19 protein-coding genes, 2 tRNA genes and 1 CRISPR repeat array (1 of these 22 cut by a window edge) are annotated in these 22,854 nt (G+C 61.8%); of the genes, 16 read left to right on the forward strand and 5 right to left on the reverse strand.

Annotation, left to right across the window (positions count from 1 at the left end):
• A CRISPR array of direct repeats spans positions 1 to 175; the repeat unit is 28 nt; unit sequence TTTCTGAGCTGCCTACACGGCAGTGAAC (it extends 513 nt beyond the left edge of the window).
• Between the two features lie 150 nt (positions 176 to 325).
• From Azoinq_RS12395 to Azoinq_RS12415, 5 genes are all read right to left on the reverse strand, one after another.
• Complete coding sequence (locus Azoinq_RS12395; RefSeq protein WP_216128630.1) at positions 326 to 2,041, reverse strand: amidohydrolase family protein; 1,716 nt, start codon at positions 2,039 to 2,041, stop codon at positions 326 to 328.
• A 419-nt stretch (positions 2,042 to 2,460) separates the two neighbouring features.
• Positions 2,461 to 3,246: a glutamate racemase gene (gene murI / locus Azoinq_RS12400; protein WP_216128628.1), complete on the reverse strand. Its 786-nt coding sequence runs from the start codon at positions 3,244 to 3,246 to the stop codon at positions 2,461 to 2,463.
• Between the two features lie 279 nt (positions 3,247 to 3,525).
• Positions 3,526 to 4,290, reverse strand: coding sequence for a hypothetical protein (locus Azoinq_RS12405; RefSeq protein ID WP_216128627.1), 765 nt, complete (start codon positions 4,288 to 4,290; stop codon positions 3,526 to 3,528).
• A 472-nt stretch (positions 4,291 to 4,762) separates the two neighbouring features.
• A complete protein-coding gene (locus Azoinq_RS12410; protein ID WP_216128625.1) occupies positions 4,763 to 6,301 on the reverse strand; it encodes a fumarate hydratase in 1,539 nt (512 codons plus the stop codon).
• A 10-nt stretch (positions 6,302 to 6,311) separates the two neighbouring features.
• Positions 6,312 to 6,833: a TIGR00645 family protein gene (locus tag Azoinq_RS12415; protein WP_216128623.1), complete on the reverse strand. Its 522-nt coding sequence runs from the start codon at positions 6,831 to 6,833 to the stop codon at positions 6,312 to 6,314.
• A gap of 290 nt (positions 6,834 to 7,123) precedes the next feature.
• Here Azoinq_RS12415 and acs point away from each other — a divergent pair, with 290 nt between their 5' ends.
• The 16 genes from acs to Azoinq_RS12495 all read left to right on the forward strand — a co-directional run bounded on the left by acs (position 7,124) and on the right by Azoinq_RS12495 (position 22,600).
• Positions 7,124 to 9,112, forward strand: coding sequence for an acetate--CoA ligase (acs, locus tag Azoinq_RS12420; RefSeq protein ID WP_216128621.1), 1,989 nt, complete (start codon positions 7,124 to 7,126; stop codon positions 9,110 to 9,112).
• 298 nt (positions 9,113 to 9,410) lie between these two features.
• Complete coding sequence (locus Azoinq_RS12425) at positions 9,411 to 11,321, forward strand: DUF294 nucleotidyltransferase-like domain-containing protein (protein ID WP_216128619.1); 1,911 nt, start codon at positions 9,411 to 9,413, stop codon at positions 11,319 to 11,321.
• Positions 11,318 to 12,037: a 3'-5' exonuclease gene (locus Azoinq_RS12430; protein WP_216128617.1), complete on the forward strand. Its 720-nt coding sequence runs from the start codon at positions 11,318 to 11,320 to the stop codon at positions 12,035 to 12,037. The genes Azoinq_RS12425 and Azoinq_RS12430 overlap by 4 nt, the downstream gene beginning before the upstream one ends.
• Before the next feature lie 28 nt (positions 12,038 to 12,065).
• Positions 12,066 to 14,099 carry a sodium:solute symporter family protein gene (locus Azoinq_RS12435; protein ID WP_216128616.1) on the forward strand — a complete coding sequence of 678 codons (2,034 nt, stop codon included), beginning with the start codon at positions 12,066 to 12,068 and terminating at the stop codon, positions 14,097 to 14,099.
• A 15-nt stretch (positions 14,100 to 14,114) separates the two neighbouring features.
• A complete protein-coding gene (locus tag Azoinq_RS12440; RefSeq protein WP_216128614.1) occupies positions 14,115 to 14,378 on the forward strand; it encodes a DUF4212 domain-containing protein in 264 nt (87 codons plus the stop codon).
• Between the two features lie 36 nt (positions 14,379 to 14,414).
• Positions 14,415 to 14,702 carry a hypothetical protein gene (locus Azoinq_RS12445; protein ID WP_216128612.1) on the forward strand — a complete coding sequence of 96 codons (288 nt, stop codon included), beginning with the start codon at positions 14,415 to 14,417 and terminating at the stop codon, positions 14,700 to 14,702.
• Between the two features lie 96 nt (positions 14,703 to 14,798).
• Positions 14,799 to 14,889, forward strand: a tRNA-Ser gene (locus Azoinq_RS12450).
• 182 nt (positions 14,890 to 15,071) lie between these two features.
• Positions 15,072 to 16,988: a threonine--tRNA ligase gene (gene thrS, locus Azoinq_RS12455; protein WP_216128610.1), complete on the forward strand. Its 1,917-nt coding sequence runs from the start codon at positions 15,072 to 15,074 to the stop codon at positions 16,986 to 16,988.
• A gap of 107 nt (positions 16,989 to 17,095) precedes the next feature.
• Entirely contained in the window at positions 17,096 to 17,584 is a 489-nt protein-coding gene (infC, locus tag Azoinq_RS12460) for a translation initiation factor IF-3 (protein ID WP_232368622.1), read from the forward strand.
• A gap of 114 nt (positions 17,585 to 17,698) precedes the next feature.
• The gene (gene rpmI / locus Azoinq_RS12465) at positions 17,699 to 17,896 is read left to right on the forward strand and encodes a 50S ribosomal protein L35 (protein WP_216128607.1); all 198 of its coding nucleotides are present in this window, start codon (positions 17,699 to 17,701) and stop codon (positions 17,894 to 17,896) included.
• 11 nt (positions 17,897 to 17,907) lie between these two features.
• Positions 17,908 to 18,267: a 50S ribosomal protein L20 gene (rplT, locus tag Azoinq_RS12470; protein ID WP_216128605.1), complete on the forward strand. Its 360-nt coding sequence runs from the start codon at positions 17,908 to 17,910 to the stop codon at positions 18,265 to 18,267.
• Between the two features lie 117 nt (positions 18,268 to 18,384).
• Entirely contained in the window at positions 18,385 to 19,431 is a 1,047-nt protein-coding gene (pheS, locus tag Azoinq_RS12475; protein ID WP_216128603.1) for a phenylalanine--tRNA ligase subunit alpha, read from the forward strand.
• 14 nt (positions 19,432 to 19,445) lie between these two features.
• On the forward strand, positions 19,446 to 21,821 hold the full coding sequence (gene pheT, locus Azoinq_RS12480; protein ID WP_216128601.1) for a phenylalanine--tRNA ligase subunit beta: 2,376 nt from the start codon (positions 19,446 to 19,448) through the stop codon (positions 21,819 to 21,821).
• A 6-nt stretch (positions 21,822 to 21,827) separates the two neighbouring features.
• Complete coding sequence (locus tag Azoinq_RS12485) at positions 21,828 to 22,130, forward strand: integration host factor subunit alpha (protein WP_216132435.1); 303 nt, start codon at positions 21,828 to 21,830, stop codon at positions 22,128 to 22,130.
• On the forward strand, positions 22,120 to 22,473 hold the full coding sequence (locus tag Azoinq_RS12490; protein ID WP_216128599.1) for a MerR family transcriptional regulator: 354 nt from the start codon (positions 22,120 to 22,122) through the stop codon (positions 22,471 to 22,473). Before Azoinq_RS12485 ends, Azoinq_RS12490 begins: the two co-directional genes overlap by 11 nt.
• Positions 22,474 to 22,523: 50 nt before the next feature.
• Positions 22,524 to 22,600: transfer RNA gene (locus tag Azoinq_RS12495), tRNA-Pro, on the forward strand.
• Positions 22,601 to 22,854: the final 254 nt, after the last annotated feature.

Genomic DNA, 22,854 nt, shown 5'->3' on the forward strand with positions numbered 1-22,854 from the left:
GCCGAGGCGGCGGCCAAGATTGTGAAATTTCTGAGCTGCCTACACGGCAGTGAACATTCAAACGGCATTAAAGGAAATGGGCCAAATTTTCTGAGCTGCCTACACGGCAGTGAACTGGTTTGGGGTGACAAGATCGTCCCCGCTGTTTTTCTGAGCTGCCTACACGGCAGTGAACTAGAGGGTTTTCCCTCCAGTGTCCCGATTATAAAGGCCTTTCCCCTATTTCCCCTGGTTGGACCCTTTTTTTCCGGGGGGCTGGGAAGGCCCGTGTTTGCTGGGGGTGGGCAGACGGGGAAAAAAAGGGTCTGCCATCCCCGGGGAGGGATCAGGGGCAGGGGGTAGGGTCGCAGGCGTCGCCGATGCCGTTGTGGTTGCAGTCCGCCTGGACGCCGTTATCCATGGGCCGGATGGGGTTGAAGAGGGCGGGGCAGTTGTCCTGGTCGTCCGGGACCCCGTCCCCGTCCCGGTCCGTGGGGCTGGGCAGGCCGCCGTAGCCGCTTTCCTTGCCTTCCACGGCGGGGCGGAAGGGGATGCAGCTGGGTTCTCCGTCCGGTACCCCGGGGAAGAAGAGGGGGTAGGAGTGGGGATTATGGGCCTGGAGGGCAGCGAAGCTTTCCTTCAGTTCCCGCGCCACGCAAAGACTTTTGTCTGCCCCGTTCACTCCCCCGGGCAGGGCTTCGCAGCCCGTGTTCCAGCCCGGTACCTGGGCGAACAGAGGGCTGTCCCCGTAGAGGGGCTGGCCGCCCCGTAGCACCAGGGCCACGTCTTCCACATTGGCGTCGATGACCGTGCGGTAGGGATCGGCGGCTCCGTCCTTGGCCAGGTAGACGGCCACATCCCCTTGCAGGCCCGGCTTCAGGCGACCGATCTGGTCCCCCAGATGGAGGGCGTCCGCCGGGTTGGCGGTGACCATGCGCCAGAGCTGGTCGTCAGCGTAGAAGCGGCTCAGGTTGTTGCGGTTATAGCGGTCGGCGCATTTCAGTTCCCGCAGCAGGTTCATGGAGCCGGAGGGGGTCCAGTCCGTGGCCAGGGCCACGGTCACGCCCTGGCGGCTGTAACGGGTGACCGGGGCGGTGTTGCCGTAGAGGGAAAGATTGGAGCGGGGGGACCAGACCACGGCGGCGTGGCGCTGGGCGAGCCGGTCCCCGTCTGCCCCGTCGGCGGCCACGGTGTGGATATAGGCGCCCTTGGCGGTAATCAGGCCCTGTTGGTCCAGACAGCGGATTTCGTTGTGGGCGGCGGCGTCAATGCCTTCCCCCACATGGGGCAGATAGCTTTGGTGGGACAGGGCCGTGTCCGGATCGTCGATTCTGGGATAGGCGCAATCTCCCACGTGGGGTGTTACGTCCTGGGCATCCCCCAGGGGGAAGGTGCTGTAGTTGGCGATATCGGCGCTTAGGCCCTCCATCAGGTCGGCCTTGTCCAGATTGCGCAGAAAGCCTGGGTTGCCCCCCGACCCGGCTATTGACGTGGTGCCGGAGAGTACCTGACGCACCTCCGCCCAGGCCCATTGCTCGCTGCTCTTGGCGGCCATGGGGGTGGGGCTGATGGGCTTGTGTTCAGGGGAACCCTTACGCCACTGGTTGCGTCGCTCGTAGCGTTCCTGACCCCATTGGGAGGGGGGATTCCAGTCGTAGGTAATGTGGTCGTGGGCGTTGATGAGCCCGGGGGAAATGACCCCGGTCGGGCAAATGATCTGGGTAGCGCCCTGGGTCAGGGCCTGGTCCGCCACATCGCAGCCCACGGCGGCAATTTTGCCATCCGTGCCGATGAGGACGCCGCCGCCCCGATAAACCCCGTCCGGCGCCAGTACCTGCCCCAGCAGGGCCAGGGCTCCGGAGCTACCGGGAATCACCTGACAGTTGCCGGCCACGGCGGGCAGGGGCGTGCATTGGAAAATGTGGGTGGTGTGGGGCGGCGCCTTGCGGGGCTTGGCCGGGGAAGTGTCTTCTTCCGGGGGCGTGGCGGCACAACCGGCCAGGGTCAGCAGGGCGGCAAGCAGCAGGGGGGCGGCGGCATGGGGGCGTAGGGGGGCGGACATGGATTTCCCTGGGGGAAGGCCCGGGCCAGGGGCTGGGGCGGTGAATGACGGGGGAATCTTAGGGCCAACCGGGGGCGGGGGCAAATGCCGGGGCGGCGGGGAAAAGGGCGGGAGGCGGAAGCATCGCGCCACCGGGGCCGGAGTCTGCCCAGGTTGGAATGTCCCGCCCGCCTTGAATCGGCCTGGGGGCAGGGGCGCCAGGGAGCAGATGCCTTGAGCTGGGCTTCCTGGCGGCTTTGCAAGGGCGTGGGCTTTCAGAGGGCGGGCTTCCCCCTCAAGAGATCAGGGCAGGCGCCCGGCCTTCTGGTTTTGCGCGGTGCTAAGGGGGTGGAATGAAGAGCCACTGAAAGTGGAGCAGGGCAGAGGAAGTGGGAAAAATGGCGCTGGAAAGGAGGCGCTTCCCCTGAAGCCGGGAGTGGCTAAACCCCTACCAGCCGGGGGGGTTCGTGGCTCCGTTCCGCCAGCCAGCCCAGACCCAGGCCGTTCAGGGCCCGGGGCAGGGCTTCCGGCCGGGCCGTGGCTTCCAGGACCAGCCGTCCCCGGCCCTGGGCGGCGCTCCCCGCCCGGCGTACGGCCTGGCGGGCCACCGCTTCCGCCACATCCACCAACTCGGCCCGACCTGCCACCAGGGGATTGAGCACGGGGGCGAGAAAGCCATAGTGGGTGCAGCCCAGCACCAGCCGGTCCGCCCCGGCGGCCAGCAAGGGTTCCACCGTATCCTTGACCGAGGCGACGAAGGCGGGCTCGGTGAAATTCAGGGCTTCCACCCGGGTGGCCCAGTTGGGGCAGGGGGCGATGTCCACCTGGACCCCTTCGCAATGGGTGCGGATGAGCCGGGCCAGCCGGTCGCTGCGGGAAGTGGATTCGGTGGCCAGGACGGCGATGTGTTTGCGGGGACTGGTCTTGGCGGCGGGTTTGACTCCGGGCTCCACCCCTACCACGGGCAGTTTGGGCAGTTCAGCCCGCAGGGCCTGGACGGCGGCGGCGGTGGCCGTGTTGCAGGCCACCACGATCATGCCGCAACCCAAGTCCGCCAGATGGTGGCCGATGGCCAGCACCCGGCCCCGGATAAAGGCGTTGCTGCGGGGGCCGTAGGGCATGTTGGCCGTATCCGCCAGAAAGGTCAGGTCCGCGCCGGGCAGGGCTCGGGCGATGGCTGCCAATACGGAAAGGCCTCCCAGGCCGCTATCAAAGATACCGATCATGGGCGCGCAGTATACGACGTTCCGCCAGACCGGGGGCGGCTGGGGGAGGGGAGAAGAAACGGGCTGGGACCGGGGGGCGCGGTGGCTGGGGGATGGGCTGGATTATTGAGATCAGCGGGGCCAAGAGGGGAAATGGGGTATCCGGGTATTCGGGCATTCGGACAGGCGGACAGGCGGACAGGCGGACAGGCGGACAGGCGGACAGGCGGACAGGCGGACAGGCGGACAGGCATCGGCCACGGGCAGGGTCGCTCCGGCCTGCCCGTGGCCGGAGGCGGTTTAACGCCAGCCGATTTCCCTGGCTGTGGCGGGGCCGATCAGGGTCCGGGCCAGGGAGGGGGGGATTTCCGCCCGGTTGGCACTTAGGGGAATGCGCCCGGCCATGAGCTCTGCCCGGTACTGGGGCAGGAGGGGCTGTTGTTGGGGATCTGCGTAGCCCTCCGGAAAGCGGGGCTGGTTGTTGCCCGGCTCGTATTTGTCCGTGGCCCCCAGGGTGTGGAGCAGTTCATGGGTGGCCACCACCTGGTTTTCCCCTTTCTGCCGGTCGCTGGCGAAAAGGTGCACCACCCCCAGCAGACCCTTTTCCAGCCCGGCGGAATGGGGCACGGCTGGATTCAGGGCCGGGTCGTGATAAATCAGGTAAAGGCGGATGCGGGGCTTGGGGCTGAGGGCCGGGGTGTGGCGCCAGGCCCAGTAGCGCAGCTGGAGGCTCCAGCTAATGGCGTTCAGGACGCTACCTTCCCGGGGTTGGGCCGGCGGCAGTTCCCGGACTTCCGGAGCCAGGCTTAAGGCCACGGGCAGCAGTTCCGGGATGCCGTAGCGCTGGGCTTCCTCATTCAGGTAGTCCGCCATGGGCTGGAAATCCTCCCGGGTCAGCCGGGCCAGGTAGTGGCGGGTCACCGGGCTGTCGTCCCCGGCAATGGGAATGACCGCCACCTGCAAGGTACTGTTCCAGGCCGTGGCGTGGCGTTTCTGTTGCCAGGCGGAGAGGGCCACGCTGGCCAGGATGAAGAGCAGGACGGCAATACGGAGACGGCGCCACATGGGAGAAAAGGGTCCGTTGGTGGCCTCCCCCACCAGCGGGCGGCGGGACGGCAAAATGGAAAGGCGGCGTCGGGCTCCGCCTCTTCTGGATTAGAGGAGGAGCCCGGGATGGGCCGGAAAGGGAGCAGCATAGCCCAGCCGGAGCGGGGCTTACAAGCGGGGAAATATGCCTGGGGCAAGGAGTGGGGTGGTGCCGAATCGGGGGAAGTAGGGACTGAAAAAGCGGGGAAAGACGCTGGAAAACGCGGGGCAAAAGGTGCGGAGAAAGCGAGGAAAAGGGGCCGCAAAGGTGGCTGAAATTGGGGGGGGGTGGGGCTGTAGTGGTGGGGTTGGAGTGGGGGCGGAAAAGAGCCCCCACGAAGGTGGGACGATGACGGGCTAAGTTTCGCCCGTTGCAACGGCCAGGCGCCGCCGGTGGTCCATAAAAAACGGGGCGCCGTGGCGCCCCGTGGTGGCTATGCTCGGAGTTAGCCTAGTGGTGGCCTGCGGTGAGCAGATCCACCGGCAGCTTGCCGATTTTCACCAGCCATTCGTGGGGACCGGACTTATGCACCGCATTGCCGGTGGAATCCACGGCAACGGTGACGGGCATGTCCTGGACCTCGAATTCATAGATGGCTTCCATGCCCAGATCGGCAAAGGCCAGCACCTTGGCGGACTTGATGGCTTTGGACACCAGATAGGCGGCGCCCCCCACGGCCATGAGGTAGGCAGCCTTGTTGTCCTTGATCGCCTGGATGGCCACCGGACCCCGTTCTGCCTTGCCTACCATGGAAATGAGGCCGGTCTGTTCCAGCATCATGCGGGTGAATTTGTCCATACGGGTGGCGGTGGTGGGGCCGGCGGGGCCCACCACTTCCTGACCCACCGGGTCCACCGGACCCACGTAGTAGATGACCCGGTTGGTGAAATCCACGGGCAGCTTTTCCCCCTTGGCCAGCATGTCGGCGATGCGCTTGTGGGCGGCGTCCCGACCGGTGAGCATTTTGCCGTTGAGGAGCAGCTTTTGGCCCGGTTTCCAGGCGGCCACCTGTTCCTTGGTCAGGGTGTTCAGGTCCACCCGGGTGGCGGCCTTGGTGTCCGCCGTCCAGGTGACGGCAGGCCAATCTTCCAGCTTGGGCGCGGCCAGCTTGGCCGGGCCGGTGCCGTCCAGGTGGAAGTGGATGTGCCGGGTGGCGGCACAGTTGGGCACCAGGGCCACGGGTAGATTGGCGGCGTGGCAGGGGTAATCCAGCACTTTCACGTCCAGCACGGTGGTGAGGCCGCCCAGGCCTTGGGCGCCAATGCCCAGGGCGTTGATTTTTTCGTAGAGCTCTAGACGCAGCTCTTCCGCCCGGTTCTGGGCGCCCCGGGCCTTGAGTTCGTGGATATTCACCGGGGCCATGATGGATTCCTTGGCCAGGAGCATGGCCTTTTCCGGCGTGCCGCCGATGCCTACGCCGATAATCCCCGGGGGACACCAGCCGGCGCCCATGGTGGGCACGGTCTTGAGAATCCACTCCACCAGATCGTCGGAGGGGTTGAGCATGGCGAACTTGGACTTGGCTTCGGAGCCGCCGCCCTTGGCGGCGCAGATCACTTCAATGCCGTCCCCGGGGACAATTTCGTAGTGCACTACCGCCGGGGTGTTGTCCTTGGTGTTTTTCCGGGCGCCGGCCGGATCGGCCAGCACGGAAGCCCGCAGGGGATTTTCCTGGTTGGTGTAGGCGCGACGCACCCCTTCATTGACCATTTCCTGGACGCTCATGGTGGCATCGCCCCACTGGACGTTCATGCCCACCTTGAGGAAAACCAGGCCGATCCCCGTGTCCTGACAGATAGGACGGTGGCCTTCGGCGGCCATGCGGGAATTGGTCAGGATTTGGGCGATGGCGTCCTTGGCGGCGGGGGATTCTTCCCGCTCATAGGCTTCGCCCAGGGCCTTGATGTAGTCCAGAGGGTGATAACAGCTGATGTACTGGAAGGCGTCCGCAATGGAGGCGATCAGGTCTTCCTGGCGAATGGTGCTCATGGATGAGTCCTCAGTGCTTGGGTTGGAGGTTGAGGGTCTGGCCCATGACCTTGTCGGTCAGCGCCAGCATGAAAGCGGAAATGACGAAGGTGAGGTGAATGCCGATCTGCCACCCCATCACCCGGTCGTCCAGCTGGGCGGCGTTGATGAAGCTTTTCAGGAGATGGATGGAGGAAATACCGATCAGGGCGGTGGCCAGCTTGACCTTGAGTACCCCTGCATTGACGTGGGAAAGCCATTCGGGCTGATCCGGATGGTTTTCCAGTTCAAGCCGGGAAACGAAGGTTTCATAGCCGCCGATGATGACCATGATGAGCAGGTTGGCAATCATCACCACGTCGATCAGGCCCAGGACGATGAGCATGATCTCCGTATCGGTCAGCGCGCCCGCCTGGCCCACCAGATGGGCCAGTTCCACCATGAACTGATAGACATACACCCCTTGGGCGACGATCAGACCCAGGTAGAGGGGAGCCTGGAACCAGCGGCTCCAGAAAATAAAGGCTTCCATGCGTTGGGGAATTTTTTTCATGGTTTTTGTGCGCTGCAAGAGTTGGGGAATTCTTGTGGCCGGGCCAGGATTCTAGCATGGCTAGATGCCTGATTCCCCCGGCTTTTCATGGTGCGGCGCAGCGCAGCCATGTAAGGGGAATGTAAGGCGCGCCGCGTCTAATTCACCCCGTCCCAAGCCCGTCCTGTTTTAAACGGGGGGCCGGATTCCAGGCGGTGGCAGCTTTCCGGGCCCGCAGGAGCGATGACCGGGCGCCCTGCCCAAGTCCCGACCTTCGGGTCGGTAACAAACATAAAGCAGAGGAGATACCTATGTCCCAGATCGAATCGGTTCTTCACGAAAATCGCGTGTTCCCGCCCTCCGAAGCCATGGTCAAGCAGGCCGCCGTTTCTGGCATGGCCGCTTATGAAGCCCTGTGCAAGGAAGCGGAAACCGATTACACCGGTTACTGGGGCCGTCTGGCCCGGGAACATGTGGTCTGGAATAAGCCTTTCACCTCCGTGCTGGACGAAACGGATGCCCCTTTCTACAAGTGGTTTGCCGACGGCAAGCTGAACGTCTCCTACAACTGCCTGGACAAGAATGTGGAAGCCGGTCTGGGGGACAAGGTGGCGATCATTTTCGAAGCCGACGGGGGCGCGGTCACCAAGGTGACCTACAAGGAACTGCTCGCCCGGGTCAGCCGCTTCGCCAATGTGCTCCGTGCCCAGGGCATCAAGAAGGGTGACCGGGTCCTGATCTATCTGCCCATGTCCATCGAAGGGGTGGTGGCCATGCAGGCCTGCGCCCGGATCGGCGCCATTCACTCCGTGGTGTTCGGCGGCTTCTCCGCCAAGTCCCTGGAAGAACGGGTGCTGGATGCGGGGGCCGTGGCCATCATCACCGCCGACGAACAGACCCGGGGCGGCAAGAATATTCCCCTCAAACCGGCGGTGGATGATGCCCTGACCATGGTGGGGGATCGGGGCGCGGTGAAGACCGTGATCGTCGCCAAGCGTACCGGCGGCGCCTGCCACATGGTGGCGGGACGGGATCAGTGGTGGCATGAGCTGGAAGCGGGCCAGTCCGACGTCTGCGAACCCGAATGGGTGGAAGCGGAACATCCCCTGTTCCTGCTCTACACCTCCGGTTCCACGGGCAAGCCCAAGGGGGTCCAGCATTCCTCCGGTGGCTACCTGCTCCACGCCGTGCTGACCATGAAATGGACCTTCGACCTGAAGCCGGAAGATGTGTTCTGGTGCACCGCCGACATCGGCTGGGTGACCGGCCACACCTATATCACCTACGGCCCTCTGGCCTGCGGCGGCACGGAAATCGTTTTTGAAGGCATCCCCACCTACCCGGACGCCAGCCGCTTCTGGAAAATGATCCAGGATCACCGGGTCTCCATTTTCTACACCGCGCCCACGGCCATCCGTTCCCTGATCAAGGCGGCGGATTCCAATGGGGCGGTTCATCCCAAGAACTTCGATCTGAGCTCCCTGCGCCTGCTGGGCTCCGTGGGGGAACCCATCAATCCGGAAGCCTGGATGTGGTACTACGAAAACGTGGGGGGCAGCCGCTGCCCGATTCTGGACACCTTCTGGCAGACTGAAACCGGCGGCCACATGATCACTCCTCTGCCCGGGGTAACGCCCCTGGTGCCCGGTTCCTGCACCCTGCCGTTTCCCGGCATTCAGGCCGCCATCGTGGATGAAACCGGGGCCGACGTGGAGTGGGGCAAGGGAGGCTTCCTGGTGGTGAAAAAGCCCTGGCCTTCCATGATCCGCACCGTCTGGGGCGATCCGGAGCGGTTCAAGAAGTCCTATTACCCGGAAGACCTGGGGGGCCGGCTGTACCTGGCCGGGGACGGGGCGGTGCGGGATGCCAAGACCGGCTACTTCACCATCATGGGCCGTATCGACGACGTGCTGAACGTCTCCGGCCACCGCATGGGCACCATGGAAATCGAATCGGCCCTGGTGGCCAATCCCCTGGTGGCGGAAGCCGCCGTGGTGGGCCGTCCCGACGACCTGACCGGGGAAGCCATCTGCGCCTTCGTGGTGCTCAAGGGACCCCGCCCCTACGGGGACGATGCCAAGAGGGTGACCAAGGAGCTCCAGGACTGGGTGGGCCGGGAAATCGGACCCATCGCCAAGCCCAAGGACATCCGCTTTGGGGAAAACCTGCCCAAGACCCGCTCCGGCAAGATCATGCGCCGTCTGCTGCGGGCCCTGGCCAAGGGCGAGGAAATCACCCAGGACGTGTCCACCCTGGAAAACCCGGCCATTCTGGACCAATTGAAGCAGATTGCCGGTTAGTCCGGCGGGGGAACGGGGGCGCTCGCCAGGGGGGCTTTTCGCGCCGCCGTTCCCCGGCGGCACCGCTCGAGCAGGGGCGGTGCCGGTTCCATAACAAGCCCGCAAGGGCAGGCAGGTTACAGAGGAGTAAGGAGGAGGAGACACCCGGAATGGGGACAGAACATCGCCCTGTTCGACACTCTGTAGGCGGCACGGCATAATCCGCCGGCCGTTCTGAAGGGCCGGCGCGGCGTCCGCGTCGGCCCCTTTCTTTGCCCTAGGCGCCCAAAAACAAGGTTGATTGCCGGGAGTAGCGCCCATGTCCGCCAACGCGACCCAATTATTGGTATCCGCGACCCTGGATTTCCTGCGTCGCCATTCCCCCTTTGACCGCATGGAGGCGGAGCCCCTGCGCTATCTGGCGGAGCGCCTAAAGCTGGCCTATTTCCCCAAGGACGCCCCCATCCTGACCCCGGAAATGGGCTCTCCCCGGACCTTTTTCATTATCCAGCGGGGCAAGGTGGTGGCCCGCCAGGTGGGGGAGGTGAATGTCACCGAATATTCCTCCCTGATTTTGGGGCCGGGGGAATGCTTCCCCATCGGCGCCGTGACTGCCCAGCGCCCTTCCACCAACACCTATGTGGCCCTGGACGATGTGTTCTGCTACCAATTGGAAGCGGAAGACTTTTTCGCCGTGATGGCCATGAGCCAGGTGTTCAACCTGTTCTGCACCCAGTACATCGCCAGCCTCCTGACCCAGTCCCGGCAGCAGCTCCAGGTCCAGTTCGCCCAGCGGGCGGTGGAGCAACAGTCCCTCAACACCCCTCTGGCCGCCCTGGTAAAACGGGAGCCCGTTTCCTTCGCTCCGGAAACGCCCTTGCGGGAAGCCCTGGAAGCCCTGGACAGCCAACGTCTGGGGTCCGTGGTGGTGGCGGACGGGGAGGGCAAGCCCCTGGGCATTTTCACCCAGAGCGATCTGCTACACCGGGTGGTGCTGGCCGGGGTGGGGCTGGAAGCCCCCATTGCCCAGGTCATGTCCAAGCGGCCCCTGGCCCTGGCGGCCAATGCCTTTGCCTATGACGCGGCCCTGGCTATGGCCATGCACGGCATTCGCCACGTGCTGGTGGTGGATGACCTGGGTCGCCTCAAGGGGGTGGTGTCGGAGCGGGATCTGTTCGCCCTGCAACGGGTGGGCCTGCGCCAGATTCGCCAGGAGGTGGAAACGGCGCCGGATCTGGCCTCCCTCAGCCAGGCTAGCCAGGACGTGCACCAACTGGCGGAAAACATGTTGGCCCAGGGGGTGGGGGCGGAACAGCTGACCCAGTTTATTTCCGCCTTGAACGACACCATTACCCGCCGGGTACTCCAGCTCAACCTGGAAAAACACGATCTCTACGGTATTGAATGGGCCTGGCTGGCCTTCGGCTCGGAAGGCCGGGATGAGCAGACCTTCGCCACGGACCAGGATAACGGCATCATCTTCATCTGCCCCGACCTCATGGACCGGGACCAGCTCCAGCTGCGCCTCCTGGATTTCGCCCGGGATGTGAATGGGGATCTGGACCGCTGCGGCTTTCCCCTGTGCAAGGGCAATATCATGGCGGGCAACCCGGAGCTGTGCCTGACCCTGGAAGGCTGGCAGGAAAAGTTCTCCCACTGGGTGCGCCACCCGGCTCCGGACGCCCTCTTGGCTGCCACTATTTTTTTCGATTTTCGGGTGCTCTACGGGGAGGAAAGCCTGGGCAAACGTCTGCGCCAGTGGCTCATGGGCCTGACCGGCGCCAATCCGGCCTTTCTGCGCATGATGGCGGGCAACGCCCTGCAAGTAGCTCCCCCCCTGGGCAAAATCCGGGACTTTGTCACCGATGGGGACCCGGAACACCCGGGCACCATTGACTTGAAAAAATACGGCGCCCGGCTTTTCGTGGATGTGGCCCGGATTTACGCCCTGTCCACCGGCATTCACAACACCAACACGGTGCAGCGCCTGCGTCTGGCCGGGGCCCGTCTGGGCATGCAGGGGGAAGAGCTGGGGGGACTGGTGGATTCCTTCCACTTCATCCAGCTGCTGCGCCTGCGGCACCAGCACTTGGAGGCGGAGCCCGGGGCGTCGGGAGACAATCGGATTGTGCCGGAACAGCTCAATGAGTTGGATCGGCGCATTCTCAAAGAATCCTTCCGTCAGGTCCGCAAACTCCAGGCCCGGCTCAAGCTGGACTACCAGTTATGAGCCTCTGGTCCCGCCTGCTTGACCGCTGCCGGGGCCGCCCCGCGCCCCTGCTGGATGCCGGGGCGGCAGCCCGGCTGGAAGCCTGGCGAGCCCAGCCGGAGGCGGATCTGAAGCTGCCCCATTTCCGTACCCGTTACGTGGTGGTGGATGTGGAAACCAGCGGCCTGGACATGATGAAGGACCGGCTTATTTCCATTGGCGCCGTGGCGGTGAACGGGGGGCTCATCGATTTCCATGACGCGTTCGAGGTCATCCTGCGTCAGGAAGAGGTGAGCGATACGGACAATATCTTGCTCCACGGCATCGGCGGTTCGGCCCAGCGGGCGGGGCGGGAGCCGGTGGCGGCCCTGCTGGATTTCCTCGATTACATTGGCAAATCGCCCCTGGTGGCCTACCACGCCCGCTTTGATGAAACCATGATCGCCCGGGCTATGGCTCGCCGCTTGGGGGAGCCCTTTCGGCGCCCCTGGCTGGATCTGGCCTGGGTCATGCCCGAACTCTACCGGGAACGGCTGGACGTGCTGGCTACTCTGGACCGCTGGCTGGAAATGTTCGACATCGAAAATATCCAGCGCCACAACGCGGTCTCCGACTGTTACGCTACGGCCAAATTGCTTCAGGTGGCTCTGGCCCGGGGCACCCAGAAGGGCGCGGATACCCCGGCCAAGCTGATGGAACTAGAGCGTATGCGGCGCTGGATGCGCCGGGCGGGGTAAGCCCCCTTAGTCAAAGGATTGATCCGGGATGGACCCGTTTGCCCAGCGTCTGAAACGTTACTACTTGGCCTATACGGGCGGCTTTCTCCTGTTTGTCGCCTTCCTGGCCTGGCTGGAGTCCCTGGGGCTGCCCGGGCGCTGGATCGGCTACGCCTTTCTCTTCTTCACCCTGCTGGTGTACGCCACCATCGGCCTATTGACCCGTACCGCCGATGTGGCCGAATACTACGTGGCCGGCCGCCGGGTGCCGGGCCTCTTCAACGGCATGGCCATCGGGGCGGACTGGCTGAGCGCGGCTTCCTTCATCGGCCTGGCCGGAACCCTTTATCTGTCGGGCTTTCAGGGCCTGGCCTATATCCTGGGCTGGACCGGGGGCTATGTGCTGGTGGCCCTGTTTCTGGCTCCCTATTTGCGCAAATTCGGCCAATACACCATCCCGGATTTTCTCGGTGCCCGCTATGGTGGCAACGGCGCCCGGCTGGTGGGGGCCGGAGCGGCCATTCTTACCTCCTTCATCTACGTGGTGGCCCAGATTTACGGGGTGGGGCTGATCACCAGCCGCTTTGTCAGCCTGCAATTCGAAATCGGGGTTTTTGTGGGCCTGGCAGGCATCCTGGTGTGTTCCTTCCTCGGGGGCATGCGGGCCGTGACCTGGACCCAGGTGGCCCAGTACATTGTCCTCATCATTGCCTATGTGACGCCGGTGGCTATTCTTTCCTACCAAGTTACTGGGGTACCCGTGCCCCAGGCGGTTTATGGCCGGGTGCTGCAACAGGTGGGGGGGCTGGAAGATAAACTTTTCCATACTCCGGCGGAGGAGGAGGCTCGGGCCCTTTATCAAGCCCGGGCGGATGCCTACGGGGAAAAAATCCGGCGCCTGCCCGCCTCCCTGGGGGAAGAGCGGCAGCGCCTTACGGAGGAAATCAACCGGCTTAAGGCGGGTAATGCTTCCATGCGGGAGGTGGTGGCCCTGGAGCGGGAGCGCCGGGATTTGCCCCAGACCCCGGAAGGGGCCCGGGCCCTGTGGTCGGCGGACCAGCAGGCGGCCCAGGATCAGGCCCGGGTGCCCCAGCGCCACGCCCAGGCCTTTCCCGGGGGAACCTCGGCGGAATCCTGGTCCGCTCGCTTGAATTTTCTCTCCCTCATGTTCTGCCTCATGGTGGGCACGGCGGCCTTGCCCCATGTGCTGATGCGCTACTACACCACCCCCTCGGTGCGGGAAGCCCGGGATTCGGTAGCCTGGTCCCTCTTTTTTATTCTGCTGCTCTACCTGACGGCTCCGGCCTATGCGGTGTTCGCCAAGTACGAGATTTACGCCCACGTAATCAATATGCCCATCGCCCATCTGCCCTCCTGGGTGTCGGCCTGGGGCAAGGTGGGCCTGATTCAGATCGAGGACATCAACCATGATGGACTGCTCCAGCTGGCCGAGCTGTCCCTCAATCCGGATGTGATTGTGCTGGCTACCCCGGAAATCGCCGGACTGCCCTATGTGGTGTCCGGCCTGGTAGCCGCTGGGGGGCTGGCAGCGGCTCTGTCCACGGCGGATGGCCTGCTGCTCACCATCACCAACGCCCTGTCCCACGACATCTATTACAAAATCGTCCGGCCCCACGCTTCCACCCAATGGCGTTTGGTGGTGTCCAAATCCCTGCTGCTGGTGGTGGCCATCCTGGCGGCCACCATGGCTTCCCTGCGCCCGGCTTCCATTCTCTATATGGTGGCCTGGGCTTTTTCCCTGGCCGGCGCGGCATTTTTCCCCGCCCTGGTCCTGGGTATTTTCTGGAAACGGGCGAATCGGGCCGGGGCCCTGGCGGGCATGGTGGTGGGCCTGGGGGTTACCCTCTATTACATGCTGCGGGTGAATTTTGCCGGCATTCCCTGGCTCGGCCTGCAAAGCATGGGCATGGAGCCCTGGTTTGGTATTCAGAGCACGGCGGCAGGGGTGTGGGGCATTCCCGCCGGATTTTTCACCATTGTGGTGGTGAGCTTATTGACCAAAGCGCCGGACCCGGCCACCCAGGCCTTGGTGGACGATGTGCGCTTTCCCCGTCTGCGCTAAAAGGAGATTGGTGTCATGACTCTCAGCGATGGACAAAAGCGTCACTGGCGACTTAATCGGCGGATGACCCTGGCCTTTCTCCTGGTCTGGTTTTTGGTGAGCTTTGTCGCCAGCTTTTTTGCTGCCGACCTGAATCAATGGACCTTGGCCGGATTTCCCCTGGGCTTTTATATCGGGGCCCAGGGTGCGCCCCTAGTGTTTCTGTTGCTGGTGGTGGTCTACGCCCGGGTGATGAACCGGCTGGATGTGAGCTGTCAGGTGCAGGACGGGGAGGGCTGATGTCGCCTTTTCAAGCTGCATGGGGTAGGGGCAACCATGGGGGATAGGGGGCTGGTCCTGGTCCTCCACCTGCTTCGGGCCTGGGTGGAGGTGGCCGGTCTGGCCCTGCTAGGCCAGGGCGCGGTGGGCCTTATGGCGGGCCGGGACAGGGCGCGTAATCCCATCTACGCCCTGTTTTTCTGGATCGCCCGGCCGATGTGCGTGCCGGTGGAAAAAATTTTCGCCTCCCGCCTGTCGCCCGGGAGCTGCGCTGGGCTTACCTTTATCCTCTTGTTTCTACTATGGATTGGCCTGGCGGTGGCCATTTTGGTAGTGCAAGCCTGAGGCCGAGAATGGGCGGTAGGGGGGAATTTTTTGGCAAAAAAGTCCCGAATGGGCTTGGTGATTAAATAGGTCTTTGCTACAATGCGCGCCTTCCACGGAGAGGTGGATGAGTGGTTTAAGTCGCACGCCTGGAAAGCGTGTATAGGGTAATACCCTATCGGGGGTTCGAATCCCCCCCTCTCCGCCAAGTTTCCCAACGAAGCGAACATTCAGGAAAAAGGTAGAGATCATGCTGTTCCGAACTAGCACTACCCAGGTTGTTTCCGCCTGAGCGAGTTCGCCTTCGTTATAAATCCAAAAAAAGTGTGGCTCGTCCGCACTTTTTTTTTGTCCTGAGTTTGCCTCGGGATGTGTCGTCGGAGAAATCTAATGCCTGCGATCAAGTTGCCGGACGGTTCCGTCCGTTCCTATCCCGCCCCCCTGTCCGTTGCGGACGTGGCGGCTTCCATCGGTGCCGGTCTGGCCCGAGCCGCCCTGGCGGGCAAAGTGAATGGCAAGGTGGTGGATACCTCCCACCTGATTGACCAGGATGTGGATCTGGCCATCCTAACGGACAAAGATCCGGAAGGTCTGGACGTGATCCGTCACTCCACCGCCCACTTGCTGGCCTATGCGGTAAAAGAGCTTTATCCGGAAGCCCAGGTGACCATCGGCCCGGTGATCGAAAACGGCTTTTACTACGACTTCGCCTATTCCCGCCCCTTTACCCCGGAAGATCTGGCCGCCATCGAAAAACGCATGGCGGAGCTGGTGAAAAAAGATATCCCCATCAGTCGGGAAGTCTGGAAGCGGGACGATGCGGTGAAATTTTTCCTGGGTCTGGGGGAAAAATACAAGGCGGAACTGATTGAAGCCATTCCCGCCGATCAGGATATTTCCCTTTATCGGGAAGGGGATTTCATCGACCTTTGCCGTGGCCCCCACGTGCCCAGTACGGGCAAGCTCAAGGTGTTCAAGCTGATGAAGGTGGCCGGGGCCTACTGGCGCGGCGATTCCAAGAACGAGATGCTACAGCGCATCTACGGTACCGCCTGGGCCAAGAAGGACGACCAGGAAGCCTATCTGCACATGCTGGAAGAGGCGGAAAAGCGGGACCACCGGCGCATCGGCAAGCAGCTGGATCTCTTTCATATGCAGGATGAAGCGCCGGGGATGGTGTTCTGGCACCCCCGGGGCTGGGCCGTCTGGCAAGAAATCGAAAGCTACATGCGTCAGGTGTATCGGGATAACGGCTACAAGGAAGTCCGTTGTCCCCAGATTCTGGACCGCAGCCTGTGGCAAAAGTCCGGGCACTGGGATCACTACAAAGATCACATGTTTACCACCGAGTCCGAGAAGCGGGACTACGCCATCAAGCCCATGAATTGCCCGGGCCATGTGCAGGTGTTCAACTCCGATCTCCGCTCCTACCGGGATTTGCCCCTGCGTTACGGGGAATTCGGTTCCTGCCACCGGAATGAAGCATCCGGCGCCCTCCACGGCTTGATGCGGGTGCGGGGCTTTGTCCAGGACGATGGTCACATTTTCTGTACGGAAGATCAGATCGAAGCCGAAGTGAAGGCTTTCAACGCCCTGGTGAAAAAGGTTTACGGGGATTTTGGTTTCGACCATGTGGCGGTGAAGCTGGCCCTGCGTCCCCAGGATCGGGTGGGTTCCGACGAAATCTGGGACAAAGCGGAAACTGCGCTGCGCAGCGGTCTGCGGGCTTCCGGTCTGGAGTGGAGTGAATTGCCCGGGGAAGGGGCTTTTTACGGCCCCAAGATCGAATTCCACATCAAGGACGCCATTGGCCGTTCCTGGCAGTGCGGCACCATGCAGGTGGATTTCTCCATGCCCGGCCGCCTCGGTGCGGAATACGTGGGGGAAGACAATGCCCGTCACGTGCCCGTGATGCTGCACCGGGCCATTCTGGGCTCCCTGGAACGCTTTATCGGTATTTTGATCGAAAACTACGCGGGTTCCCTGCCGTTGTGGCTTTCTCCGGTCCAGGTCATTGTCCTGAATATTTCGGAAAAACAAGCAGAATATGCCGCCCAGGTGGCGGAAAAGCTCCGGGCCGTAGGGTTCCGGGCGGAAGCGGATTTGCGTAACGAAAAAATTACTTATAAAATACGAGAACATAGCTTGAACCGGTTGCCCTATCAGCTTGTCGTTGGCGACAAGGAAAAGGAAACCGGCATGGTGGCCGTGCGTACTCGCGGTGGTCAGGATTTGGGGCAAATGCCCTTGGAAAGCCTGATCGAGCGGCTTCAGGAAGAAGTCGCTACGCGTAAGGGCACGGCTTAGTTTTTGTCCGCTTCCGGCGGCTGTTTTTTGGAGATTGAACCATCGCTGCAATACAGCAGAAGACGCACCGCGTCAATGAAGAAATCACAGTACCCGAAGTTCGGTTAATCGGGGAAGAGGGCGAACAAGTCGGCGTTGTCAGCATTCGGGCGGCGTTGAGCATGGCGGAAGAAGCTGGCGTGGATCTGGTTGAGATCGCGCCCCTGGCTAAACCGCCTGTATGCCGAGTGATGGATTACGGTAAGTTCAAGTATCACGAAGCCAAAAAGCAGCACGAAGCCAAGCAGAAACAACGGCAGGTGCAGATCAAGGAAATCAAGTTGCGTCCGGGAACGGACGAAAACGATTACCAGATCAAGCTGCGGAATATGACCCGTTTCCTGGGGGAAGAAGACAAAGTCAAAGTGACTTTGCGTTTCCGCGGGCGGGAAATGGCTCACCAAGACATCGGCATGCGTCAGCTGGAGCGTATTAAGGCTGACCTGGGTACGGTGGCTGTGGTGGAACAAATGCCTAAGATGGAAGGCCGTCAAATGGTGATGGTCTTGGCGCCGGCGAAGAAAAAGCCGGTGGCCCAGCCCGAGGCTGCCGAGTAAATCGATTTTGTTGTACCGCGCCGGGGTCGCTCCCGGGGCGTTAATAAGTGGGTTCGGGTTATCAAGTGCTCCCGTCGGGGGACACCTGGATTCATGGAAAAATAGGAGCATGCTATGCCCAAAATGAAGACGAAGACCGGGGCCGCCAAGCGGTTCAAGGTCCGCTCCAGTGGAAGCATCAAGCGTTCCCACGCGTTCAAGCGCCACATCCTGACCAAGAAGACCACCAAGAGCAAGCGTCAGCTCCGTGGTATGGAAACGGTGCATGAAACCAATATGGCCGCCGTGCGGGCCATGATGCCTTACGCGTAAAGGAGTGAACAATGCCTCGAGTTAAACGTGGTGTAACGGCGCGGGCGCGCCATAAAAAGGTTCTGGACCAAGCCAAGGGCTACCGGGGTCGGCGTAAAAACGTCTATCGGGTTGCCAAGCAGGCGGTGATGAAGGCCGGTCAATACGCTTACCGTGACCGTCGCCAACGCAAACGTCAGTTCCGCGCCCTGTGGATTGCCCGTATCAATGCGGCTGCCCGGGAAGTGGGCCTGAAGTACAGCACCTTCATGAATGGCCTGAAGAAGGCTCAGATCGAAGTGGACCGCAAGGTGCTCGCCGATCTGGCGGTGTTCGACAAGCCGGCTTTTGCCGCGCTGGCCAATCAGGCCAAGGCGAGCCTCGCTGCCTAAGCGCGTCTAGCGCGAAAAAAAGGAGGCTTCCGCCTCCTTTTTTTTCTGCTGTCCCCGCCGCCCGGGGCGGCAGACGATTTCCGGGCGGTTCCCTTAACGAGTGACGTGGAATTTTCCATGCAGAATCTCGATCAGCTTGTCAGCGAAGCCGCTACGGCCTTCGCCTCCATTCAAGACCCGGATGCCCTGGAACAGGCGAAAGCCCGTTACCTGGGGAAGAGCGGGCAAATTACCGAATTGTTGAAAGGCCTGGGAAAACTGCCGCCGGAAGAGCGTAAAGCCGCCGGGGCGGACATCAACCGGGCCAAGGCAGCCATTGAAGCGGCCCTCAACGGCCGGCGGGAAGCCTTGCGTCAGGCGGCGCTGGAAGCCCGTTTGGCTGAGGAAGCCCTGGATGTGACCCTGCCCGGGCGCGGTCAGCCCCGGGGCGGTCTCCATCCCGTGACCCGCACCCTGGAACGGATCGAAACCCTGTTTCGCTCCATCGGTTTTCAGGTGGCGGACGGTCCGGAAATTGAAACGGACTTTTTCAATTTCACCGCCCTGAATACCCCGGAAAATCACCCGGCCCGCTCCATGCACGACACCTTCTATCTGGAAGATACCCAGGGCAAAGTGGAGGAGGGGGTGTTGCTGCGCACCCATACCAGCCCGATCCAGGCGCGCTACATGCAGGCCCACGTGGCCCGCTATGCCCATCTGGAAACCATGCCGGAAATTCGCATCATTGCCCCCGGCCGGGTTTATCGGGTGGATTCGGACGCTACCCACTCCCCCATGTTCCATCAGGTGGAAGGCTTGTGGGTGGGTGAGGACATTTCCTTCGCCGACCTGAAAGGGGTGATTGCCGACTTTCTCCGCCGCTTCTTTGAGAGCGACGATCTGAAAGTGCGTTTCCGTCCCTCCTTTTTCCCCTTTACCGAGCCTTCCGCAGAAATTGACGTGGCCTTCATGAGCGGGGCCCTGGAAGGCCGGTGGTTGGAAATTGCCGGCTGTGGCATGGTCCATCCCAATGTGCTGCGCTACGCTGGAATTGATCCGGAGCGCTATACCGGCTTTGCTTTCGGTATGGGGCCGGACCGGCTCACCATGCTGCGCTACGGGGTCAATGACCTGCGTTTATTCTTCGACGGCGACCTGCGTTTCCTGCGCCAATTCGTTTGAGTTAGGAATTTTCCGTGAAATTTTCCGAATCCTGGCTGAGAACTTTCGTTAACCCGGCCCTTTCCAGTGCTGAGCTGTCCCAACTTCTGACCATGGCCGGTCTGGAAGTGGAAGAGGAAGAGCCGGTAGCCCCGGCATTCTCCCAAGTGGTGGTGGCCCAGGTGCTGGCCGTGGAAAAACACGCCAACGCGGACCGCTTGAACGTGTGCCAAGTCCAAGTGGGCGAAGGCGCCCCGGTCCAGATTGTCTGTGGCGCTCCCAATGTGGCCGCCGGCCTTAAGGTGCCCTGTGCCCTGCCCGGGGCCAAGTTGCCCGGGGATTTCAAGATCAAGGTGGCCAAGGTGCGGGGGGTGGAATCCTCCGGCATGCTTTGTTCTGCCAAGGAACTGGGGCTGGCGGAAGAATCCTCCGGGCTGCTGGTATTGCCGGAAGACGCCCCGGTTGGGGAGAGTATCCGCCGCTACCTGGATCTGGACGATACCCTGTTTACCCTGAAGCTGACCCCCAACCGGGCCGACTGTCTATCCCTCACCGGGGTGGCCCGGGAAGTGTCCGCTCTCACCGGGGTGGCCGCGGTCTATCCGGAAGTGACGCCGGTGGCCGTGGGTGGCACGGTGACCCGTAACGTCCAACTGGGGGCGGGGGATGCCTGCCCCTTGTATTTCGGCCGGGTGATTCGAGGCGTAAACGCCAAGGCGGCCACGCCGGAATGGATGCGTCGGCGGTTGGAACGGAGCGATATTCGCCCCGTCTCCGCCATCGTGGACATCACCAATTACGTGCTTTTGGAGTTAGGCCAACCGCTTCACGCCTTCGACAACGGCTTGCTGCAAGGGGATATCCAGGTGCGCTGGGGCCAGGCGGGTGATCGCCTAACCCTGCTGAATGGCCAGGAAATCGCTCCCAAGGCGGATGAATTGGTCATTGCCGACCAATCCGGGCCCCTGGCCCTGGCTGGCATCATGGGGGGTACCGCCAGCGGTATTAGTCTGGAAACCCAGGAACTGTTCCTGGAATCCGCCTTTTTCGATCCCCACGCCATTGCCGGGCGGGCCCGGCGTTACAGCTTTTCCTCCGACGCCTCCCACCGCTTTGAACGGGGGGTGGATTTCGGGGGCTGCGCCCGGGCCATGGAACGGGCTAGCCAGTTGATCCTGGAAATCTGCGGTGGGGAAGCTGGTCCTCTGGTACAAGCCCAAACCGCCTTGCCCCATCGTCATCCGGTGCGCCTGCGTACGGCCCGGGTGGGCAAAATCCTGGGCGTTCCCTTTATCTCTGAGCGTATTGGTGAATTGCTTTCCCGTTTGGGGCTGAGTTTCCAACGGGAGGGGGATAATTTTCTGGTGACGCCCCCCACTTTCCGCTTCGACATTGAAGTGGAAGAGGATTTGATCGAAGAAGTGGTGCGGGTGCACGGCTATAACGAAATTCCCGCCCGTCCCCCCAAGGCGGCCATGACCATGCTGCCCTGGAGCGAGGATCAGCGGCCCGTTCAGCGGCTGCGGCAAATCCTGGCCGATGCTGGCTATCAGGAGGTGATTAACTTTGCCTTCGTGGAAGCGGCCTGGGAAGCGGATTTCGCCCAGAACGATAGCCCCATCCGTCTGGCCAATCCTATCGCCAGCCAAATGGGGGTGATGCGCACCTCCCTGATCGGCGGGCTGGTTTCCACTCTGAACAACAACCTGAAGCGTAAACAGGAGCGGGTCCGGGTTTTTGAAACGGGTCGTTGCTTCTGGCGTCAGGAAGGGGGCAGTCCGGTGCCCGGCTTCGCCCAGCCCTGGAAACTGGGCGGCCTAGCCTATGGTCCTGCCGCACCGGAGCAGTGGGGTCAGTCCCATCGCCTGGTGGACTTTTTCGACCTCAAGGGGGATTTAGAGGCTCTGCTCCAGCCGGCTGTCGCCCGTTTTGAGAAGGCCCAGCATCCGGCCCTGCATCCGGGGCGGGCGGCGGCTCTTTCGGTAGCCGGCCAGACCATTGGCGTTATCGGGGAGCTCCATCCCCGCTGGGTGCAGAAATACGGTTTGCCCCATGCGCCGGTGGTGTTCGAGCTGGATTTGCATGCCCTGCTGCAAGGACGCTTGCCCCGGTTTGAAGAACTGTCCCGCTTCCCCGCTGTGGTCCGGGATTTGGCCGTGGTGGTAGATCAATCCCTGGCCTTCCAGACCCTGCTGGACGGTTTGAAAGCCGCCCATCCTCCCCTGGTAAAAGACATCCAGCTCTTCGATGTTTACACCGGAAAAGGGGTGGAGGAAGGGAAAAAAAGCCTTGCGTTACGTATAGTTATGCAAGATACTCAAAAAACTTTGCAAGATGTGGAAGTGGATGCTGCCGTAACGGCCCTGGTGCAAATTCTGGAGCGCCAGTTTGCCGCCAAGCTGCGCGTCTAGCCCGGGATTTATATGACGCTGACCAAAGCAGAACTGGCCGACCTGTTGTTTGAAAAAGTCGGTTTGAATAAGCGGGAGGCCAAAGACATGGTCGAGGCCTTCTTCGAAGAAATTCGTAATGCCCTGGAACGGGGGGAAGGGGTCAAACTCTCCGGTTTTGGCAATTTCCAGTTGCGGGACAAGCCCCAACGACCCGGGCGCAATCCTAAAACCGGGGAAGAAATTCCCATTACCGCCCGTCGGGTGGTGACCTTTCATGCCAGCCAGAAGCTGAAGGCGGAAGTGGAACAGTCTTACCATGGACAATAATTCCAAAGAACTCCCCAAGGAAGCGTTGCCGCCCATTCCGGCTAAGCGCTATTTCACCATCGGTGAAGTGAGTGAGTTGTGCGGGGTGAAACCCCATGTGCTGCGCTACTGGGAACAGGAGTTTTCCCAGCTGAAACCGGTGAAACGGCGGGGGAACCGCCGCTATTACCAGCATCATGAAGTTCTTTTGGTGCGGAGAATTCGGGAACTCCTTTACGATCAAGGGTTTACGATTAGCGGTGCCCGTCATCGCCTTGAGGAAATCAGCGAACAGGAAGCCGGGCCAACCCCCGCCGCTATTCGCAAGGAGCTGGAGAGCATTGCAGAATTGCTGCATGTTTGAAAAAAGACTTCCAAAAGTCGAAAAAACCTGTATAATTCTTCTTCTCGAGTCGGGGCGTAGCGCAGCCTGGTAGCGCACTTGCATGGGGTGCAAGGGGTCGCGAGTTCGAATCCCGCCGCCCCGACCATTTATTTTAAAAAAACCGGTAGCCATACCGGTTTTTTTTTTGTCCCTAATCCGGCTCTGGTCGTCGGACTCCTTAAAGTTCCTAAACCTAGGTTTAGGACTCCTTCCTGAACCGGTTTTGGGGCATTGGCATATTCCTCTGTCCCTATTCTTTTGTCTTGTTTCCATGGTTTTGGTTGCCTGGGCTGAAATGGGCTATTGCAATTTATATTGCCGAAACCGATTTATTCCTTATAAAATAAGTTCGCGGACGTT

The sequence above is a fragment of the Azospira inquinata genome (assembly GCF_018905915.1).
In the GTDB taxonomy this organism is placed as follows: Bacteria; Pseudomonadota; Gammaproteobacteria; order Burkholderiales; family Rhodocyclaceae; genus Azospira; species Azospira inquinata.

What these genes read in the sequence shown, in the direction of transcription:
- Azoinq_RS12395 (WP_216128630.1), bottom strand. Translation starts at nt 2,041, where the DNA reads ATGTCCGCCCCCCTACGCCCCCATGCCGCCGCCCCCCTGCTGCTTGCC.
- murI (WP_216128628.1), bottom strand. Translation starts at nt 3,246, where the DNA reads ATGATCGGTATCTTTGATAGCGGCCTGGGAGGCCTTTCCGTATTGGCA.
- Azoinq_RS12405 (WP_216128627.1), bottom strand. Translation starts at nt 4,290, where the DNA reads ATGTGGCGCCGTCTCCGTATTGCCGTCCTGCTCTTCATCCTGGCCAGC.
- Azoinq_RS12410 (WP_216128625.1), bottom strand. Translation starts at nt 6,301, where the DNA reads ATGAGCACCATTCGCCAGGAAGACCTGATCGCCTCCATTGCGGACGCC.
- Azoinq_RS12415 (WP_216128623.1), bottom strand. Translation starts at nt 6,833, where the DNA reads ATGAAAAAAATTCCCCAACGCATGGAAGCCTTTATTTTCTGGAGCCGC.
- acs (WP_216128621.1), top strand. Translation starts at nt 7,124, where the DNA reads ATGTCCCAGATCGAATCGGTTCTTCACGAAAATCGCGTGTTCCCGCCC.
- Azoinq_RS12425 (WP_216128619.1), top strand. Translation starts at nt 9,411, where the DNA reads ATGTCCGCCAACGCGACCCAATTATTGGTATCCGCGACCCTGGATTTC.
- Azoinq_RS12430 (WP_216128617.1), top strand. Translation starts at nt 11,318, where the DNA reads ATGAGCCTCTGGTCCCGCCTGCTTGACCGCTGCCGGGGCCGCCCCGCG.
- Azoinq_RS12435 (WP_216128616.1), top strand. Translation starts at nt 12,066, where the DNA reads ATGGACCCGTTTGCCCAGCGTCTGAAACGTTACTACTTGGCCTATACG.
- Azoinq_RS12440 (WP_216128614.1), top strand. Translation starts at nt 14,115, where the DNA reads ATGACTCTCAGCGATGGACAAAAGCGTCACTGGCGACTTAATCGGCGG.
- Azoinq_RS12445 (WP_216128612.1), top strand. Translation starts at nt 14,415, where the DNA reads ATGGGGGATAGGGGGCTGGTCCTGGTCCTCCACCTGCTTCGGGCCTGG.
- thrS (WP_216128610.1), top strand. Translation starts at nt 15,072, where the DNA reads ATGCCTGCGATCAAGTTGCCGGACGGTTCCGTCCGTTCCTATCCCGCC.
- rpmI (WP_216128607.1), top strand. Translation starts at nt 17,699, where the DNA reads ATGCCCAAAATGAAGACGAAGACCGGGGCCGCCAAGCGGTTCAAGGTC.
- rplT (WP_216128605.1), top strand. Translation starts at nt 17,908, where the DNA reads ATGCCTCGAGTTAAACGTGGTGTAACGGCGCGGGCGCGCCATAAAAAG.
- pheS (WP_216128603.1), top strand. Translation starts at nt 18,385, where the DNA reads ATGCAGAATCTCGATCAGCTTGTCAGCGAAGCCGCTACGGCCTTCGCC.
- Azoinq_RS12490 (WP_216128599.1), top strand. Translation starts at nt 22,120, where the DNA reads ATGGACAATAATTCCAAAGAACTCCCCAAGGAAGCGTTGCCGCCCATT.